The organism is Methylobacterium sp. E-045, from assembly GCF_022829685.1.
Lineage (GTDB): Bacteria > Pseudomonadota > Alphaproteobacteria > Rhizobiales > Beijerinckiaceae > Methylobacterium.
In genome coordinates this window covers 1-18,310 of the sequence record NZ_JAKSYE010000087.1, presented here as the reverse complement: position 1 = coordinate 18,310, position 18,310 = coordinate 1, and the positions used below count along the sequence as shown (strand labels likewise).

Here is an 18,310-nt window from a genome sequence, read left to right as displayed (position 1 = left end):
CGATGCCGGTACGGAGTCGTCCGCCCCCTGAAACAGGCGGTCGTCCCACCAGCACGGCTGATGAAGCCCCACCGTGATCCTGCCGAAATCCGGATGGTCCGGGTTGATGAGGATATTGGTGCTCACGCGCGCCACGACGCTCGGGACGAACAGAAGCAGCGACCGGCGAGATCGGTGCCATGCCTCGCCGAACATACGGGATGAGAGGCAATCGGGATGATCCCATCCCGGCACCGCAGGTTGAGACAGCACCTCGTAGGAGAGACCGGCCGACAGAAGGATCTCGACGTAGTGCTGATTGGGCGGCAGTCGCCCACTGCCGTGGACGAGCTTTTCGAGCATGGATGTGGAGTAGTCGGCCGACGCATAGATCATCGGGCTTGCCGGCGTGTTCCAGCGGCCGGGGAAGAGACGTGACCCGGTCGGATCGAAGATTGCGTACTCGCCGTCGGGATCTCCAATTCGATAGGCCTTCTGCGCCTGCGCGAGCCTCTGACCGCTCACGCGGCGGAGCCATACTTGAGCCGGCCGAGGACGGCTTCCACGCGCGGTCCGCCGAACTCGGATTCCAGCGCGACCTCGAGGGGCGGCCGGTTCTCGAGGAGGGGATGAGGGCGGTGGAGGAAGTCCCTGGCGGCGTCATCCGATTTCCAGACATCGCGGGCCATCGCCCAGACCTTGGCAAGGCGCACCACCTTCGCGCCTTCGTGCGGGGTCAGCCGTGCCTTCGCTTCCGCGCGGCGCCGGTTGAGCGTGGCCCGTGCCACGAAGTTGAAGGCGAATGTCCGATCGTCGGGAGCGACGGCGGAAGAGAGCCGGTCGACGGAGGCCACCGGCAGTCCCGCCGTGACCTGCGCAATGACATTCGCGTCCGTACTTTCGCCGAACCTCGGTCCTTCGAAGCCGAGAACGTCGGCAACGGCTGCCCCGCCCGCAACATCGTGGCTCGCCATGTCGTGCTCCTGTCTCATCTGAGCTGATTATGAGGCTCATGTGAGACGGGAGCAAGGGGTGTGGAGACTCCGCCCCCTACACCCGCGGCGCGGGCTGGTTCGGGTCGACGAGGTAGCCCAGGCCGCGCACGGTCTGGATCAGGTCCACCGCGAGCTTCTTGCGCAGACGCCCGACGAAGACCTCGATCGTGTTGGAATCCCTGTCGAAATCCTGGTCGTAGAGATGCTCCGTCAGCTCGGCGCGGGAGACCACGCGGCCGGTATGGTGCATCAGGTAGGCGAGCAGGCGGTATTCGTGGCTCGTGAGCTTGATCGGGTTGCCGTCCACGTAGACGCGGCCCGAGCGGGTATCGAGCACCACCGGCCCGCAGGAGATCTGGCTCGTGGCATGGCCGGTGGCCCGGCGCAGGAGGGCGCGCACGCGGGCCATCAGCTCCTCCATGTGGAAGGGCTTGGTCACGTAATCGTCGGCCCCGGCATCGAAGCCGTCGACCTTGTCCGACCAGCGGTCGCGGGCGGTGAGGATGATCACCGGCGTCTTGATGCCGGCGCGCCGCCATTTCTGCAGCACGGTGACCCCGTCCGCCTTCGGCAGGCCCATGTCGAGGATGATCGCGTCGTAGGGCTCGCTCTCGCCGAGATAGGCGCCCTCTTCGCCGTCGAAAGCCTTGTCGGCGACGTAGCCGGCCTCCTCGAGCGCGCTGACCACTTGCCGGTTGATGTCCCGGTCATCCTCGACGACGAGCAGACGCACTGCGATTCACTCCCAAGATGAGGCGGCGGTGAAGCCCCCGTCGCGCAGAACGATAGGCGCCCCGCCTTTATTTGCCGATAACCCGCCCCGTGCTGGCATCCACCAGCACGTGGATGAACTGTCCGTCCCGGCGCAAGGCCGTCAGGAGATAGGCGAGGCCGTCCTCGTACCGGCAGAGCCGGGCGCGCTGGATCTCGGCCCGGGAGATCACCGTCCGCGCGGCGCGGATCGCGGCCACCGGCTCGATCACCCGCTTGTCCGCCACCGCCTCGCGCAGGTCCGCCGGGCTGAGACAGCTCTCGCTCGGCGGGACCGGGTGCATCGGCGCCGAGACCTCGGCCGGTCCGGGCGTCATCGTCTCCTCCGCCAGCGTGCGAATCGGCCCCGTCGCGAAGGCCGCGACGGTCAGGCCGATGAACAGCAGGGCGAGGAGGATGCGCATGAGCCGAGTTAATGGTCTTCGGGCACTGAATGCGCCCTGAATGCGGGGCCTGCCGGGCTCCGTGTCCGACGGATCGGATCGTGGCGCGACACGCGGTGAGCGGGCAAGCCGATGGCACGCCATCCGGTTCCCGGACGGGGGCGTCACGAGGGGCCGGCGCGCTGCGCGACGAGGCGCTGCAGGACGAGGCCGAGGAGGTGCTGACGGTCGATATGGTCGAGGGCCGCCCGGCACAGGTCGGTCATCGAGCGCTCGAAACGGGTCTCGGCGGCCCGGAGGCGGCCGGAGGCGGCGCTCAGCCGCGAGGAGGACGGGAAGAGGCGGGTCATCGGGCATTCTCCGAGGGAGGGTACGTTGGGGAAAGGGTCGGGGCCATCGTTGCGCGCGATGGCGCTCGGCAGGCTTCGCGGACGCGACCCCCGGCTCTGCGACGCGAACCGGCCCCGAGCGTCATCGGCCGTCGTGGCGGGTGTCCGACAGGCGGCGCAGGATTTCGTCGAACTTCTCCCGCGCCCGCTCGTCGCTGCGGTCGACGCCGCGCGCGATCTCGCTCGCGAGACGGGACAGGTCTTCGAGCACCCGCGTCCGGCTCTCGATGGCCAGCGCCACGGCGGAATTCGCCTGGGAGGCCCGTTCCAAAGCCGTCGCGGTGGCGCCGGCATCGCCGATACGGGCCTCCTGGGAGCGGCCCACCTCCCGGTAGAGGTGCAGGCAGGCCAAGCCGAGAAGCGTGGCGACGATCCAGCCCGCACCCTCCTCCGAGAACAGCAGGCGGACGGCTTCGAGCGTGATCCTGTCCATGGGATCCTCCCTCCCGCTGCCCCGGGAACGCGATTCAGGTCGGCGATACCCGGTCCCGGCCCGCCCGCAGGGCGTCGAGGGCGGGGGGCAGGGTGTTGCCGGTGGTGGCCTCCTCGTCGAGGGGCAGGCTGCGGAAGACCTTTTCCGCGAGACCCTCCGCCCCGCCCGCCGCCGTCACCAGCCAGGCCGGCGCCTGGTCGAGCGCCCGCTGGACCGCCTGCGCGATCACCGCCGACCCCACAGGCACGGACAGGGTCCGCCCGCGTACCGCGCCGGCGACCGCGTTGACCGCGTAATCGCCGACATTGCGCACGAGGCGCTCCACGAGGGAGGTGGTGATCAGCACCTGCAACGGGCCGGCGATCCGCGCCACGGCAGCGGTCGCGGCGGTGATGGCGAGCGGCACCAGGAAGGCGGTGATCAGTTGGGCGAGCGCGATCGCGGCGTCGCCCCACGGCAGGAGGATGGCGGCGTCCGGGGACGAGGCCATGCAGGGCGCGGCGGCGCAGGAGGAGAGGAGCGCGGCAAGGACGGTCAGGACGAAGGACGAGGATGTCATGGCGATCTCCGGGACTGCGGGACGGGAGCAAACGGGGCCGATCAGGTTCGGGCGAAGGGCCCGAACAGAGCCCGGAACGAGGCCTTGAGGCGCGCCCAGGCCCCGGCGGGGGGCGGGCGCGGTGCTCCGCTGGGGCGGCGCGGACCGCACCGAGGGCGCGCGGGGAAGGGGGCGGCGCTCCGAGCCGAGGACCGTGCCCGGAACGATCCCCGGCCGCTCCTCCGGCCGCTCTTCGGGGCGCCCCGGCACCGGGCCGGCCGGCAGCGCTGCCGCTTCGGCCGGGCACGGGATCGCTGTGGGATCGGTGGAGCGCGCGCGCGGCAGGGCGGTCGCGTAGGGCGTCCGGAACTGGTCGTATTCGGCCCGTCGGCGCGGGAACAGGGAGGAGGGCCGGTTCCACATCAGGATCGCCTCGGCGGCGCCCGCCCGGTCACCGGCCTTCAGGCGCCGCACGACGGTCGAGCGACGGAACGCGCCCTCGCCGATGTTGAAGCAGAGGGAGACCAGGGCATCGAAGGCATGGTCGGGCAGATCGGCGGGCGCCACCGCCGCGACGGCGCGCACGAAGCGGACGACATCGCGGGCGAAGACGGCGTCGCAGTCCGCCGCCGTCAGGCGCAGGCCCGGCGTCACCGCGGGTGGCCCCGCCGCGCCGGTATGGCCGATGCCGATGGTCCAGATGCCGACGGAATCGCGGTAGGCATCGAGGCGCCGTCCCTCGCGGGCGACGAGCACGGCACGGCCGATGGCGCTGAGGTCCATGGTTCACTCCGGGTTTGGAAACGGGGGGAGGCGCGTCGTCCGGCGACGCGCGAACCGGTCAAGGCGCCGCTCGCCGAGAAGAGGACGCCTCCTTCCGGGCGGTTCAGGGCAGGGCGAGGCCCCAGAACGCCGTGTCGGCGGCGAGGATGCCCCCATCGGCGCCGGTGACATGCGCGAACACCTCCACCGTGTCGCCCGCGGCCAGGGCGAGGGTCGCCGTGAGGGCGAGGGTCGAGACGCCGTCCACGAGACCGGTCACGCCCGCCCGGGCGCGCGGGGACGCCGCGCCGTTGCGGTAGAACCGGGCCTGGAGCGCGGTGGGCGACGCACTGCCGATCCTGCGGTAGGCGAGGCCCGCGCCGAACGTGTAGGTGCCGTCCTCGGGTGCGACGAACCGGTTCGTCGCGGGCACGAACGCGCCCTGGTCGTTCACGTCGGCGGTGTTGAACGCCACCTTGGTCCAGGTGTCCGCCGGAATCGTCGTGTTCGCGCTCATGGAGGCGGCGAACCGGGGCAGGTTCGTGAGGCGGGACCAGCGCGTCCCGTTATGGCCCTTGAACGCGGCGGCGGTGCCGTCGAACAGGATCTGCCCGGGCGCGAGGCCTTGTGCCGGCGTGCCGGTGCGGGAGACGAGTTCGAGGGCGCCGTTGCCCCTGAACTTGACCACGGAGCGGCGCGTGCTCGTGCCGATCTCCGTGGTCTGGAAATCCACCAGCGTGCCCTGAGCCGTGGCCGTGAAATCTTCCTCGGCGACGCCGTTGAAGGTGACCATGTTGCCGGAAAACCCGCCCGTCGCCTGGTAGCCCCGGCCGAAGAAGCCGAAGAACCGGTCGCCGGCGAGGATGCCGGTGGGGGCCGCCGGGGTGCCGCGGGCGATGCGTGCGGTGATGTTGGCCACCGGCGAGCCGGCGCTGTAGCATTCGAGCTGGAGCAGGGCGGACGTCGACGAACCCGAGACGAAGAGCGGGGCGGTCGGCACCGGGCCGCCGGGCGCCGCAGCCGAACCGAACCCGACGTAGCCGTTATTCCCCAGCGCCCGCCAGGCGTGGCTCCAGGTGTTGCCGTCCGCCGAGACCTTTGCCGTCAGGCTGTCGTCGCCGACGAGGCCGATCTCGGCGCGGCCGGAGAAGCCCGTCTGCAGGAGCAGCGACAGGACGTTGCCGATGGCAGCCTTGTTCAGGGCGAACCGCAGGTCGCCGCTGCCGCCCTCTGCCGTGGCACGCGCCGTCCACAGGGCCTTGTTGAGCTTGGCCGAGAACGGGTTCTCCGCATCCGCCTGGGTGCCGAGGCCGAGGAGGGCGAGGTTCTGCAACGCGGAGATCGTCCCGGAGAGGACGGTCCAGGCGGTGCCGTCGAAGCGGTAGAAGGCGTCCTCGTCGGCCAGATAGGCGAGCCATCCGGCCCGCGGCGCCAGCCCGTCCCAGACCCCGTCGTGGAAATGGACGATGCGGCCGGAGAGCCCGGTCCAGGCGCCGGTGGGTGCGGCGCCGGCGACGAGGTAGCGGTCTCCCTCCACGGGGTCGGGCGGCGGCGCCGTCAGGTCCTTGTCGAGGCAGGCGAGCTGCACGAGCCTGTCGAGGATCACCAGGGCCTCGTTGTGGGTGACGTGTTTTCCCGCCTGCGCCGCCGCGATCAGCGGCAGGGCCAGGTTGTCAGTCGTCAGCGACATGGGGTGACTCCGGGTCGGTCGGGTCGCTCAGGCGGAGCGCACGGGCAGGAGGGCGCGGCGGCTCGGGCCGGGTCCGGCGACGGTGCCGACCTGGGCGACGCTCACGTCGAGGAGGGTCTGCGGCGCGCCGAAATCGGCGCTCTCGTCGGCGTTGGCGTAGAGCAGCGCCGGCTCGGTCGTCCGGGCGGTCCGCAGGGTCGATCCGTCCGCCGCGTGGATCTCGACGAGGTAGGTCTCGCCCGGTTCGTCCCGCGGTATGTCCACCGGCTCCCAGCCATCCGCGTCCCGCCGCGCCCGGCGGAGCCAGGACAGCCGGATCCCGTCGGCCTCCCGCCGCGCGGCCGGATGCACGGGTGCCAGCGGACGAAGCGGCAGGAGGCCGGCGCTCGCCTGCAGCTCCACATAGCTCGGATCGCCGGGGTCGCGGGCGGCCGGCCCGATCCGGTAGCGGAACGGCCGGCCGGCCTCGTCGAGCCGGTCCAGCAGGGGCACGACCGCCCCGTCGTCGAGGCGCACCACGAGGCAGCCGGGCGGATTCGCGCGCCGGCTGAGATCCTCGCTCCCCATCAGGCCGCGCAGAAGCCGACTGAGGCGATAGGTGCCGGGGCCGATCAGTTCGGCGCCCGCCGCCGCGATGATCTCGATTCGACCATCCTCGCCCACGAGGGCGAACAGGTTGCCGCCCGAGAGCGCATCGCCCTCCGCGATCGAGGACAGGGCACCGGCATGGCGCAGGCGCACATCGAGGCGGGTTCCCCGGTCGAAGCGCCAGAGCGGTCCGGGCGGCAGCGGGGTCAGGGTCTCGCCGAGGCAGGCGGGATAATCGACGGTGCGGTGCATGCCGAGGGGGCCGTCGGTCCCGGCCGAGCGCCAGACGGCCGTCTCGCCGGGCCAGGGATCGGCCGAGACCGCGAGGTATTGCAGGATCGTCGGGCTGCCCCTGTCCACGGGCAGGTCGAGGACGCGGGCGAAGGGCCGCCCGGCCATGGACGGGGGCGGCCGGTATCCCCTGTCGTCGGGGCTTCGGTTCGGGCCGAGGCGAGAGCCGTGGGCCGGCACCGCGCGGGTCTCGATCCGCCGCGCGCCGGCGCTGTCGGCGATCCGCACGATCCGATGGGGCAGCGGCGCGCCGGGCAGGGCCAGGAGGTCGCCGGGCACCAGGTCGATCCGGCGCGGGCTCACCCCGAAACCGGCGCTGTCGCGTCCGGCGATGGCCGTGTCGAGGAGCGCCTCGGCCAGCGCTTCGGCGCTCCCCCGGCGGGTGACGATGGGGGCGTCGGCGTGGCTCTCGCGCCGCCTCAGGCCGGTGGGACGGATCGCCGAGGCGGTGGCGGTCCGGTAATCGGCGCTCTGCCCGTCGCAGAAGGCGAGGGTGAGCGCGCGGGGCAGTTCGGATTCCTCGGCCCGGACGAAGCTCAGGGGCGCCCGGTCCCGCTCCGCGAGCACGAGGTCGGCGGCCGCCAGGATGATCGGGCTCTCCCGGCGCGGGCCGCGAATCTCGAGCCGGCCCCCCACCGCCGAGACGTCGAGCCCGTAGACCTGGGCGAGCGGCTCCAGGGCGCCGCGCGCCGACATCGGCCGGTCGATGACGTAGCCGTCGAGGAAGGCATCGGCGGCGATCCGGGCCGGTGCCGTGATGCCGAGATCGGCGAGGATCGCGCCGATGAGACGGTCGAGCTCCAGCCCTTCGATCCGTCCTGTGATCCAGTGACCCAGGGACCAGTTCTCCGCATCCGCCCAGACCGTGTCGAAATCCGGGAAGGCCGGGAAGGGTCGCGCGTCCCAGCACCAGACAAAAACGGAGCCCGGCGACACCATCGGGCCGCCATAGACGGGGGAGACCGGGTTGTGAGCCGGCTCGAAACCCGGCAGCGCCGCATCGAAGCGGGTGAGGATGGCGGTGAGTCCGCGGGCCTGGATCAGGTCGTCGCGGGTATTGGCGGAAAAGGGCGGGGCGGCGTTCTCGGAGGATTTCGCGTCGGGAAAGACGTTGGGGCCGTTGGTGCCCCTGTCCACGGCGGGCACGCCGATCTCGGTGAGCCAGATCGGCTTGGATCGGGGAACCCAGGCCGTGGTGCCGGTCTCGACCCCGCCGTCGCGCTCCCGATGCGGGTTCGACCACCACGAGACGAGGTCCTTGGCCCGGTAGATCCAGGGCTTGGCCGCCGCACCGTCGGTGATGGGGGTGCGCAGCTGCGCCCGCCGGTCGGCATCATCGGCATAGTACCAGTCGAAGGCCTCGCCGGCCCCGAGGCGGCGCTTCAGATAGGCCGTGTCGTAGAGGCTGTCGGTCTCGGCGAGGTCGGCATGGGTGGCGCCGTCGCGCCAGTCGCTGATGGGCGGATAGTAATCGATGCCCACCGCCGCGATGGCGGGATCGGCAAACAGCGCGTCGAGGGGAAACCGCACGGTGGCGCCGCCGTCGCGGACATGGGCGCCGTACTCGGTCCAGTCGGCGGCATAGACCAGGGCGACGCCGGCCCCGAGGCGGGTGCGCACCTCCTGGGCGAGGGTGCGGAACGCCTCCACCGCCGGATAGCCGCCGTCCTCGCCCCGCACGCGGGTGAGGCTCGGGAACTCGCTGCCGATGATGAAGCCGGAGAGCGAAACCCCGTCCGCCGCCCAGGCGGCGGCGAGGTCGGCGTAATGCAGGAGGAAGCGGCGGTAGCCGTCGGGATTGTTGAAGAAGGCCTCCACCTGCGCCGCCGCGGCGGCGGTCCCGTCCGGGCTGCCCGGCCGGCCGGGGGCCGGCGAACAGGTGATGCGCCCCCGCCAGGGATAGGGCGGCTGGCGGCCGGCGCCCGCGTCGCGCGGATCGGGCAGGGTGTTGCCGGCGGGCACGTCCATCATCACGAACGGGTAGAGCACGACCTCGAGGCCGCGGCGGCGCAGCTCGGCGACGAGACGGCCGAGGCCGGCATCGGAGGGCGTGCCGCCATAGGCCGCGCCTCCCGCGGGCGCGGTCGAGACCGTCTCCACCTCCTCGCGGGTCAGCCCGGCGACGCTCCAGGTGTCGCCGAGGGTCGCCTTGTCCGGCCGGTCGACCTTGGGGGTCACCGTGCACGCGCCGGCGCGCAGGTCGCTCCCGAACCAGCTCGTCACCACCGAGATTCGGGCGAGGCGCGGGCACAAGGCCTGGAGGGCGTCGAGGGAGGCGGTGACGTCGCTCACCTCCTGGAACTGGAACCGGTTGGCGGCCTTGGTGGCGCCGAAACCCGCATCCTCGGCGACCGGGCGGGGATCGAGGCCGAATTCCGTGGAGCCGGGAATGAGGCAGACCGCGCGGATCATGCCCGCGAGCCCCTCCACGGGGCGGATCACCTCGAAGGCCAGCTGCGGCACGCGGTTGCCGAACTCGGCGAGCGCCAGACGCTCGAACACGACATAGGCGAGGCCGCGATAGGCCGGCGCCCGGTCGGCGCCCTCCTTGGCGACGATGAGCGGATCCGGCGCCTGATCGGCGCCGCCCCGGTGCAGGCGGTAAGTCAGGGTGGTGAGGTCGATCTCGCGGCCATCGGCCCAGACCCGGCGGACATGGGCGATCTCGCCCTCGCACAGCCCCACCGCGAGATCGGCGAAATAGGCATAGGTGGTGGTCACGGTCTTCTGGCCGCCGCCGCCCTTGCCTCCGGACGCGGCGCGCTGGACGCTGGTATTGGCGACCTCCAGCGGGCGCGTCGCCCAGATCAGCGTCCCGCCGACCTTGGCGCGGCCGTAGACCCGCTTGATCGGCTCGCCCTCCGTGGAGGCGAGCCCGGCCACATCGGTGAGGCGCGGCCCTTCGACGACGCGCGGCCCGGCCCGCGACCCGAACAGGGCCGTGTCGATCGCGCCGCCGGCCACGGCGCCCAGCGTGCCGAGCACGGCCCCGCCGATCGGGCCGCCCAAAGCCGTCCCCAAGGCCGCCCCGGCCGTCTGCAGGATGAGCGTGGCCATACGGGAGGTCTCCGGGAGGGAGGGGATGTTTTGGCGCGGCCGCGCTCCTTGGCTCGCCATACAAAATCTTGTATAAAGAGGCGTGGCCGAGCGATCCAAAGACGTCGTGTTTGTCGGAAACTCGCTCGATCAGCTCCGGGCGTTTCCGCTTTCGGCCAGGCGCAAGGCCGGACATCAGCTCGACAGAGTACAGTCCGGTCACGAACCCGATGATTGGAAGCCGATGACGTCAATCGGGATCGGTGTCCGAGAGATTCGCCTGCACGAGGCGACGGGGGCCTACCGGGTCATCTACATCGCGAAGCTGGCGGACTCCGTCTTCGTCTTGCATTGCTTCAAGAAAGTGACACAGAAGACGAGTCCCAAGGACATCGCGGTCGCCAAAAGCCGCTACGAGACTTTGATCAGGGACATGGCACGATGAGTGGGCAGGCATTCACGAGCGTCTGGGACGCAATCGAGGACAGTTCGGCCGAGGCCGAAAACATGAAGCTTCGCTCTTCGCTCATGATCGCTTTGCAGAATCACATTGCCGGCGAAGGTCTGAGCCAGACCGAAGCTGCCAAAATTCTCGGCGTGACGCAGCCGCGCGTCTCGGATCTGATGCGCGGCAAGATCGATCTGTTCGCGATCGATTCCCTCGTGAACATGCTCGGCTCCGTCGGCCTTCACGTCGAGATCCGCGTCTGCAAGGCAGCCTAAGGGGCGGCGCGCCAGACGGTGTCAGGGACACTCAGTTCATCGCGCCGGTTCGCGCGCATCGCCTCTCCCCGCGTGCGGAGAGAGGGGAAGCGCGCGTCCCGGTTAAGGCGGAACGTCAACCGTCGCTGCCCTAACACATGCGAAAGCTCTCACAAGACGCCATCGCCATGCTCGCCTCCCTCGATCGGAGCACGCCATGACAGAGTTCACGCCCTTCGATGCTTCGGAGTATCTCGGCACTGACGAAGCCATCGCCGAGTATCTCGCAGCCGCCCTCGAAGATCCGGATCCCCAAGTGTTTCTCGCGGCGCTCGGCGATGTGGCCAAGGCGCGGGGCATGACGCAGATCGCCAAGGATTCCGGGCTTGGCCGGGAAAGTCTCTACAAGGCGCTCTCCCCGGGCTCGAAGCTCCGCTACGAGACCGTCCGCAAGGTCATGGACGGGCTCGGCGTGAAACTCACCGTCCTGCCGCACGCCTGAAGCGGGACACACGCGCCCGGGAGGCGGTGGTTCAGGGTGGTGAGGTCGATCTCGCTGCCATCCATCGGCCCACACCCGCCGGTCGGTGCGCATCCCCTCGCCCCGCTCGCGGGGCTACAGGATTCACACATCTCCTCGACGGCTATTTTTATCTAGCCGAAAGGCATCGAACATGAGGCGCGACCGTCTCCCTCTCCTGAAAGGAGAGGGCTGGGGTGAGGTGTGGTCCACATCCGGAAAGGTCACACACCTCACCCTGTCCCTCTCCTTCCAGGAGAGGGGACCCGCGCATTCCGCGAGATGTGCGAATATCGTAGGCTCGCGGGGGGGGGGGGGAAGCGTACATCTCGGTCAAAGCAGGTTCACACCGCCGCATTCCCAATCTCAGGCATCCGGAAACCGGAACACATGCGCCAGGTGCCGGCGCCACCATCGTGTGAGGGCGACCTCCGTCACTGCCGCGCCGTCATGGGCGTGGATCATCGTCCCGGCTCCGCTGGCGAGGGCGCAGTGCTTGGCCGGCAGATGCGAGCGGAAGGCGAAGAGCAGGATGTCGCCCGCCGCCGGCTCGTATCCGGCGTCGGGGCAGGGCATCGCAACGAGGTGGCGCCGGGCCGCCTCCGCCATCGGGTCGGTGCCGCCGGCGGCGGATTCCGCCCAGGACGCCGAATAGGGCGGCGCGGTCTCGGGCTCCGGACCGAGGAGCCCGCGCCAGACGCCCCGCACCAGGCCGAGGCAATCGCAGCCGACGCCCTTGAGGGAGGCCTGGTGGCGATAGGGCGTGCCGATCCAGCCCCGTGCCTCGGCGACGATCCGGTCGGAGCTTGCCATGATCGTCTCCTTTGCCGGCTCAACGGAACAGGCTGCCGCCGTCGAGGGCGGTGCCGGGGCCGGCGGCTCCGCGGATGACGAAGTCGTTGCCGGGCATGTGCGGAAAGCCCTGAAAGTTCATCGCATTGGCGAAGGTGCCGGCACAGGTGGCGAGGCGCTTGTTGTGCTTGCACGAGAAATAGCCCGCAAATACGAGATTTATGACCGCAGTATGATCCATAGTTGGCCCGTTGGTATTATAATCGCTGTATTGCAGCCTTCGCGAAGCGGCGTATTTCGCTGGTAGGACTGCTTCCGGGCTACACTTGTTTGCTGAGTAGCGCGCTTCAACGTGCTGCTATTAGAGGCTGAAGGCCGGCATCTGCCGGGCACGGCTCTAGTCATCTTCCATCCGCAAGGACCAGGCGCGTCAGCCTGACTTCGGCAAGTGGCCTGATTCCATCTGGTGGCCCAGGTTCAAAGCTGGTGCCCTCAGCGGTCGTTTGATGATGGCAGGGCGAGCGTACAGCACCAAGTCGCTCGGTTCCGTTGGCCAGAAAATGACCTATGGCGCAGGCGGCTGGTAGCCGAGCGACGAGTGCGGTCGGACGGTGTTGTAGTGCCTCCGCCAGTGCTCGATCACGACGCTGGCTTCCTTCAGTGCCTAGAACACCTCGCCGTTGAGAAGTTCATCCCGCAGCTTCGCGTTGAAGCTCTCGCAATACCCGTTCTCCCAGGGACTGCCCGGCTCAATGTAGGCGGTCGTTGAGCCAACCGCTGCGATCCAATCTCGGACAGCTTTTGCGATGAACTCCGGCCCGTTGTCCGAACGGATATGTCCGGGCACACCGCGCAGGCTGAACAAGTCCGAGAGCACGTCGATCACGTCCAGCGCCTTGAGCTTACGAGCGATCCGGATAGCCAGGCACTCGCGGGTGAACTCATCGACGACGTTCAGCATCCGGTACTTGCGACCGTTGTGCGTGCGGTGCTCGACGAAGTCGTAGGACCAGACGTGGTCGGGACGCTCCGGCCGCATACGCAGGCACGAGCCGTCGTTGAGCTAGAGGCGCGACCGCTTCGGCTGGCGAGCCGGCACCTTGAGCCCCTCTCGTCGCCAGATCCGTTCGACCCGCTTCATATTCACCGTCCAGCCGTCACGCCGGAGCAAAGCCGTGGTCCGACGGTAGCCGTAGCGCCCATACTGCAGAGCCACGGCGACGATGGCGGCCGTCAGAGCGGCCTCGTCTTCGACCAGGACGGCGCATTTGCGCTGGGTCAAACGATGCTGACCCAGGATACGACAAGCGAAGCGTTCGGACACGCCGTGCTCGGCAACGACGTAGTCGACACAAGCCCGGCGGCGAGCCGGGCTAAGAAGTTTTGCTGGCGCTGCCCTTCGGGTCCCGAGGCCACCTCCTTGAGGATCAGCTTCTCCAGGGTCAGATCGGAGATCGCCCGGCGGAGGCGCTGGTTCTCGATCTCCAGAGACTTCAGCCGCTTGACTTGGCCACCCTTCAGGTCGCCGTACTCAGAGCGCCAGCGGTAATACGTGACTTCGGTCACCTCGATAGACCGGATTAATTCAGCACCCTTGCGACCCTTTGAAATCAAGACATCGACCCGCCGAATCTTAGCGACCATCTCTTTAGCCGTGTGCATCCTCCGCCCATGATGACATCCATCACATGGCGCCAGACTATAACTCAGGAAATTCATTTCTCGGGGAGCAGGCCACCGTCACCTTCCCGGATCTGCCCTTGAGCTACCCATGGCCGTCGCAATGCAGCAGCCATTTGCTTGGCTTCGTCTAAAATACCCGTCGGGCCGCCCAAATTATTTGAGTCGGACGCAAACTTAGCATCGACAGAGTCGACATAAAATCGCACAGCTCTGCTTTGCTCACTACGCACTTGAATGGGGGGAATCCATATCCCTGAAATAGAAGGCGAATTGTTGCTATCCCAATGAAATTCAAAGACGATCTTGCTACTCGAATCCGCTTTCCTTATAGCTATCATTTAGGGCACATGCGGAAAGGCGCATCCACGATGAGCCTTTTGGCTTCTAAAAAGTACCGTGACCAGATTGCCGTGCTGCTGGATCGTCTCGGCTATGCCGAAGACGAAGATTTCGTGCGCAACGCAGGCGGGCTGGCGCTGAGTCAAGTTTCACACGCGATCGAGTCTGCGTTCGCCACGATGGGCGTGATTGGCGTTCTTTGCCCCCGCTCATCACTTGCCTCAGGTCACGCGCGCAGTGTGCCAGTCGTCTATCTAGTAAGTGTCAGGGACCGGAGCGAGGCCGATGCTCGGCATCGCGCGATCTGGTCGCAATCGGTAACGCCAATCGTACTGATTGCTGCGCCGGACTTCGTGCAAGTGCGCAGCGGATTTAATCCTCGCGCCATCGGGCCGGACATATCATGGGGCGAGATTGAGAGCGATCGGCTGCCGGAAGCACTTGTCTCACTCACCTCTATCAATGTCCGAAGTGCAGCATCATGGCAAGCGTTCAGTGTTGCTTCTCGAGTTGACGAACGTATCAGCAAATCGATCGAGGAATTAAGTAAGGATATACGATCAAAGGACCTTAAGCTTATTGATCGGGCGGATACAATCAATAGTGCAATCGGCCGATTTCTGTACCTTTACATGCTGGTTGATAGGGGGCTTCTCAATCAAGAATGGATTGATAGACTGAAGTATGCGAATGGGCGGCCTGCGTGCCCTAATATCCAGTTGCGGGAGGGGTGGGGCGATGGAGAAGCGCGGCCGACGAAATGGCCGTTGGCAGAAATTTGGTTCTTGTTCGACAGAATCGACGCCATTCTCAATGGATCAATATTTCCTATTTCGATCGGCCAGCGAAAGTTGCTTGATACTGAATCCCTACATCTGATCCGTAGGGCTCTGCGTGTTGACACAATTGATGACGGCGAGCAGCAGTATGGCTTCCTCGACATCAATTATGCATCGATCCGTACCGAAACCGTATCTGCAATCTACGAATGCTTTTTTGAGCTCGAGGTAGATGGCGGAAAGGCGAAGCAGGGCGCATACTATACGCCTCCGTTCTTGGTTGATTACATTCTTGATGAAGTTGACTCAATTGAACCCCTCACGCCGGAATCCCGGATAGTCGATCCAGCCTGCGGATCAGGTGCGTTCCTAGTGGGCGCCTTTCGTAGGATCGTTGAGCGAGAGCGACGTAAAGGTGGGGAGCTTGGACCGCTTCGCCTGCGAGAAATCCTCGAGACGACAGTTATGGGAATCGAAATTAAGCCGCAGGCCGTCAACGTCGCCCGGTTCAGTCTTTATCTGACTATGCTCGACTACTTGCCGGGTATGACCCTCGCCTCGGTTCCCGAAGCTATGTCCGGCGCACGACTCTTCCCCGATCTTAGAGAGCGTCTCGTCACAGGCGATACCTTCTGTACGCTCCCAAAGGCAATGCGAGGCACTGCCACGCACGTGCTTGGAAATCCTCCCTGGACGAAAATCGATAAAGACAATACAACCGCAATTGCCTACCGCACCCGACTACGTGCACTAAGCTGTGGCGACGAAGTTGCTCTCATGGGCAAAGATGGGCCGATGGCAGAGGCATTCTTTTGGCGCGCGGTACGTGATATCTGTCGACCCAACGGTCAAATCGCTTTCGTGATGCCTACTAAATCATTCATTGCTCCGCTAGCGAAATGGTTTCCTTACGCGCTGGCATCGCGCATGACTCTCAACGGCATTACTAACCTTGCTCACTTCCGCGAGCATCTTTTTACGAATGCACGTGCAGCAGCAACCGTAATCTTTGCTTCCTCTGCTTCGGCATCACCTCTTAACCGACCTTGGCGCTACTCTCCCAAGCCGACGAGCCAACCCGTCGGGAAGGATGGCACGCCATGGGCAATCGTAGTCGATAGGGGGCAGGTCGAGCACTTCGTACAAAGCGACCTCCTTGCCCGTGAGCATAAGTGGTTCCGAGATCTTATGTTACAACCCCTGGATCGCATGATTGCGGCTATGCTTGAGCGACGGCCAGCGTCGCAAAATATCAAGACTCCTAAGTCGAATACTAAACACGATAGTAAAGACCTGCTTGCCGAGACCTCGCTCGCCGACGGACCCATCACTGTGAATTCGCTTAAGATAAAACCAATGCTCACTCTTGGGGGGTTCCTAGAGCGCAATGGGATGAAAATACTGGTTGGAGACACCGCTGAGCGAGCACAGATTTCTGCCGACCTTGTCCTTAATGCGAACTCTAATGATTTCCGCCATCGCCTTGGGTTGATCGAGGGAGTCGAGAAAAATTACGAATTGCCACATGATGTTCTAGCTGGACTGAACGAGCGGTTTCGTAAACTATTTCGCGGACCGATGATTTTAATGACCCGCAACCAATCTGATTTATTTATAGTTGATCAGTCAGTGGCATTCTCGTCATCAATACAAAGCATTCATTTTGAGAATGAAATTGTAAATTTTGACCTTCGCTTGCCGGTACTAAAAGAAATTGCCGCTTATTTGAAGACAGATGTAGCGCGATATCTGCTCGCTCTGTTCGGGCGACTTTGGGTGTTCGATCAACGGCGCATGGAGACGCCAGACTTAAACGCTTTACCTTTCCCATTTCTGTGGGTTGAAGACTTGGTTGCCGCAGGGCCATCAAGCATGACAAATCCCGCGTTCACGCACTTCTGCCGGAAAGCGTTCGCGCTCGATGATGATCTTTTCGAACTTGCCGTTGCCGAACATCATGATCTCCGGGAGGCCTACCAAGATGGGCGCCGCCCGTCGATAGCCTATGACCGGCCTCAAAAAAGCGTGAAAGCCGATTATGTAAAGATCCTCGAAAAGCACGTTGCAGATCTTCTTTCCGGTTCATTAGTCGATGTAATATCGATCAATGAAGATGCCGGGAGGCAGCGTACTATACGGATCATGATTAGCCTAGACGGACAGATGCCATCCGATGGTGTTCCTCCCCATATCGGGCGCGACCTCTCACCTGAGGCAGGCATCTACGTTACAACGGTCGACCACACACTCGTCGTGGACGTCATCAAACCGGATATGCGTTCCGCGTTCACAGTTGAACGTGCTTATGCCGACGCACTTTCCGTGGCGGAAAGGATTATGACGGTTTGAATACAGTGTTGCCAATGACGCTAGCTGAGATTGTCGCCGACGGCGGTGATACTCGCGCGATCCTTCGAGCGCGGGTCTGGGAGGAGTTCGTTGACAACTCCCTCGGTGCAATCGATCAAGCGATGGCGGTACTCACAGCGCGGGGTCTAGGCTATAACCATGAGGCTCAACCAAGCTACTGGCGTCGACGTACGCGGACGGTAGCTAACATTTTATCAAAGCTTCCTGAGGAGGACTCTATCACCGATGTGTTGTCACGTGCTCTTGAGTATGTACGCGAGCACGCACCTGCAACTAGCTATCTCCGCCGTAATCAGATCTGCTTTCCTCCTCAGCGGCCGCGTAAGCAGCAACGCAAGCTAGGTCCGCATGCACTCACGACTGACATCCAAGTCCGATCACTGAGTCGTTCATTTTTAGATCTTCGGATAGAAGCAAAAGTCTTATTTGAAGCTAGGGATGTGAAACATTATTGTGGAGGCAAGGGCCTTCTCAGGTTTTCAGATCGCGATCCTTACACAGATCAGCCTGTGGGCATGATGGTTGGCTACTCACTTCGCGATGACATGCGATGGATAGGCGAAATCGAAGCGAATACTGCGGCATATACTCAAGTTCGTTCATTTGCTGATGTTCGTGTAGGCGGGCGGACAGTGCGAATGTCGGTCTCGTCTCGCCACAAAATGCAAGATGTCACTGTTCTCCACCTCTTCCTACCCTTCCGAACAGATCCCGACGCTCGCTAGGCGATCACGCAGTTGGCATCCTCCCACCCCTGAGGGAGTAGGAATCCCCGTCCATCAGGGCGGGGAGGATGTCAAAATATCTATAAAGCAGGCGAAGGCTCAAGGGGAACGCGCTCAATAGGCCAGCCAATAAAAGACACTTCTTCGACTGATTTCACCGAGCACTCGCCTTTAGAGATAACACGCGGCGGAAAATATCTTCCATAACCAACATCAGTATCGCCGTTGATGTTTTCATCTGGGCGGGATAGCGGCAGCCCGTCGACGTCTGCGCTTAGGTTGTGGATTTGTCACACGCACGCTGGGAGCAATTTTTAACGCTGAAACATCGCCTTGCAATTGCTTCATCTCTTTTAAATTTGTGTAGGGCGGTGACAAAACCATCCACTGGAGTGTCGGCGGCGTGCTGATGCGGGCGGCGTAAAAGTCGGCCAGTTTGAGAGGCTTCTCTTTCGGGAGGGGCCCAGGATGTTTGCCGTGGAAGTCTACGCGGCCGTTCGGCAGTTCGTTTTCATCGACGGCAACTCTCGTCGCGAGGCGGCCCG

At 65.2% G+C, this 18,310-nt stretch carries 14 protein-coding genes and 3 pseudogenes; 4 read left to right on the top strand and 13 right to left on the bottom strand.

Annotation, left to right across the window (positions count from 1 at the left end; all coding sequences use genetic code 11):
• Positions 1 to 30: 30 nt before the first annotated feature.
• The 9 genes and pseudogenes from MKK51_RS17050 to MKK51_RS17010 form a co-directional block, all read right to left on the bottom strand.
• Positions 31 to 504, bottom strand: a pseudogene (locus tag MKK51_RS17050) (RES family NAD+ phosphorylase); the annotation flags it as partial.
• Complete coding sequence (locus MKK51_RS17045; protein WP_243979014.1) at positions 501 to 953, bottom strand: antitoxin Xre/MbcA/ParS toxin-binding domain-containing protein; 453 nt, start codon at positions 951 to 953, stop codon at positions 501 to 503. The gene MKK51_RS17045 and the pseudogene MKK51_RS17050, both read right to left, overlap by 4 nt.
• A 76-nt stretch (positions 954 to 1,029) precedes the next feature.
• Positions 1,030 to 1,707 (bottom strand): response regulator transcription factor, encoded by a 678-nt coding sequence (locus tag MKK51_RS17040; RefSeq protein WP_056143225.1) that lies wholly within the window; start codon positions 1,705 to 1,707, stop codon positions 1,030 to 1,032.
• A 67-nt stretch (positions 1,708 to 1,774) separates the two neighbouring features.
• Positions 1,775 to 2,149 (bottom strand): PepSY domain-containing protein, encoded by a 375-nt coding sequence (locus tag MKK51_RS17035; protein WP_243979013.1) that lies wholly within the window; start codon positions 2,147 to 2,149, stop codon positions 1,775 to 1,777.
• 143 nt (positions 2,150 to 2,292) lie between these two features.
• Positions 2,293 to 2,478 carry a hypothetical protein gene (locus MKK51_RS17030; RefSeq protein ID WP_243979012.1) on the bottom strand — a complete coding sequence of 62 codons (186 nt, stop codon included), beginning with the start codon at positions 2,476 to 2,478 and terminating at the stop codon, positions 2,293 to 2,295.
• A gap of 121 nt (positions 2,479 to 2,599) precedes the next feature.
• Positions 2,600 to 2,950, bottom strand: a complete 351-nt coding sequence (locus MKK51_RS17025) for a hypothetical protein (protein WP_243979011.1) — start codon at positions 2,948 to 2,950, stop codon at positions 2,600 to 2,602.
• A 34-nt stretch (positions 2,951 to 2,984) separates the two neighbouring features.
• Positions 2,985 to 4,271 (bottom strand): lysozyme, encoded by a 1,287-nt coding sequence (locus MKK51_RS17020; protein WP_243979010.1) that lies wholly within the window; start codon positions 4,269 to 4,271, stop codon positions 2,985 to 2,987.
• A gap of 103 nt (positions 4,272 to 4,374) precedes the next feature.
• The gene (locus MKK51_RS17015; RefSeq protein ID WP_243979009.1) at positions 4,375 to 5,940 is read right to left on the bottom strand and encodes a DUF2793 domain-containing protein; all 1,566 of its coding nucleotides are present in this window, start codon (positions 5,938 to 5,940) and stop codon (positions 4,375 to 4,377) included.
• A 27-nt stretch (positions 5,941 to 5,967) separates the two neighbouring features.
• A complete protein-coding gene (locus MKK51_RS17010) occupies positions 5,968 to 9,876 on the bottom strand; it encodes a glycoside hydrolase/phage tail family protein (RefSeq protein ID WP_243979008.1) in 3,909 nt (1,302 codons plus the stop codon).
• Positions 9,877 to 9,958: 82 nt separating this feature from the next.
• Between MKK51_RS17010 and MKK51_RS17005 the strand changes: the two genes are divergently transcribed.
• The 3 genes from MKK51_RS17005 (at position 9,959) to MKK51_RS16995 (ending at position 11,059) form a co-directional block, all read left to right on the top strand.
• Positions 9,959 to 10,300 carry a type II toxin-antitoxin system RelE/ParE family toxin gene (locus MKK51_RS17005; RefSeq protein WP_243979007.1) on the top strand — a complete coding sequence of 114 codons (342 nt, stop codon included), beginning with the start codon at positions 9,959 to 9,961 and terminating at the stop codon, positions 10,298 to 10,300.
• A complete protein-coding gene (locus tag MKK51_RS17000) occupies positions 10,297 to 10,578 on the top strand; it encodes a helix-turn-helix domain-containing protein (RefSeq protein WP_243979006.1) in 282 nt (93 codons plus the stop codon). Before MKK51_RS17005 ends, MKK51_RS17000 begins: the two co-directional genes overlap by 4 nt.
• A gap of 196 nt (positions 10,579 to 10,774) precedes the next feature.
• Positions 10,775 to 11,059: an addiction module antidote protein gene (locus MKK51_RS16995; protein ID WP_243979005.1), complete on the top strand. Its 285-nt coding sequence runs from the start codon at positions 10,775 to 10,777 to the stop codon at positions 11,057 to 11,059.
• A gap of 384 nt (positions 11,060 to 11,443) precedes the next feature.
• Here MKK51_RS16995 and MKK51_RS16990 read toward each other — a convergent pair whose 3' ends face one another.
• From MKK51_RS16990 to MKK51_RS16980, 3 genes and pseudogenes are all read right to left on the bottom strand, one after another.
• Positions 11,444 to 11,890: an NlpC/P60 family protein gene (locus MKK51_RS16990; RefSeq protein ID WP_243979004.1), complete on the bottom strand. Its 447-nt coding sequence runs from the start codon at positions 11,888 to 11,890 to the stop codon at positions 11,444 to 11,446.
• A gap of 19 nt (positions 11,891 to 11,909) precedes the next feature.
• Positions 11,910 to 12,053: pseudogene (locus tag MKK51_RS16985) on the bottom strand (phage BR0599 family protein); the annotation flags it as partial.
• Between the two features lie 246 nt (positions 12,054 to 12,299).
• Positions 12,300 to 13,531: pseudogene (locus MKK51_RS16980) on the bottom strand (IS3 family transposase).
• A 305-nt stretch (positions 13,532 to 13,836) separates the two neighbouring features.
• Between MKK51_RS16980 and MKK51_RS16975 the strand changes: the two are divergent.
• On the top strand, positions 13,837 to 17,019 hold the full coding sequence (locus MKK51_RS16975) for an N-6 DNA methylase (protein ID WP_243979003.1): 3,183 nt from the start codon (positions 13,837 to 13,839) through the stop codon (positions 17,017 to 17,019).
• Between the two features lie 980 nt (positions 17,020 to 17,999).
• Here the strand turns inward: MKK51_RS16975 and MKK51_RS16970 are convergent.
• Positions 18,000 to 18,310: hypothetical protein (locus MKK51_RS16970; protein WP_243979002.1), on the bottom strand; the 311-nt coding region annotated here is incomplete at its 5' end.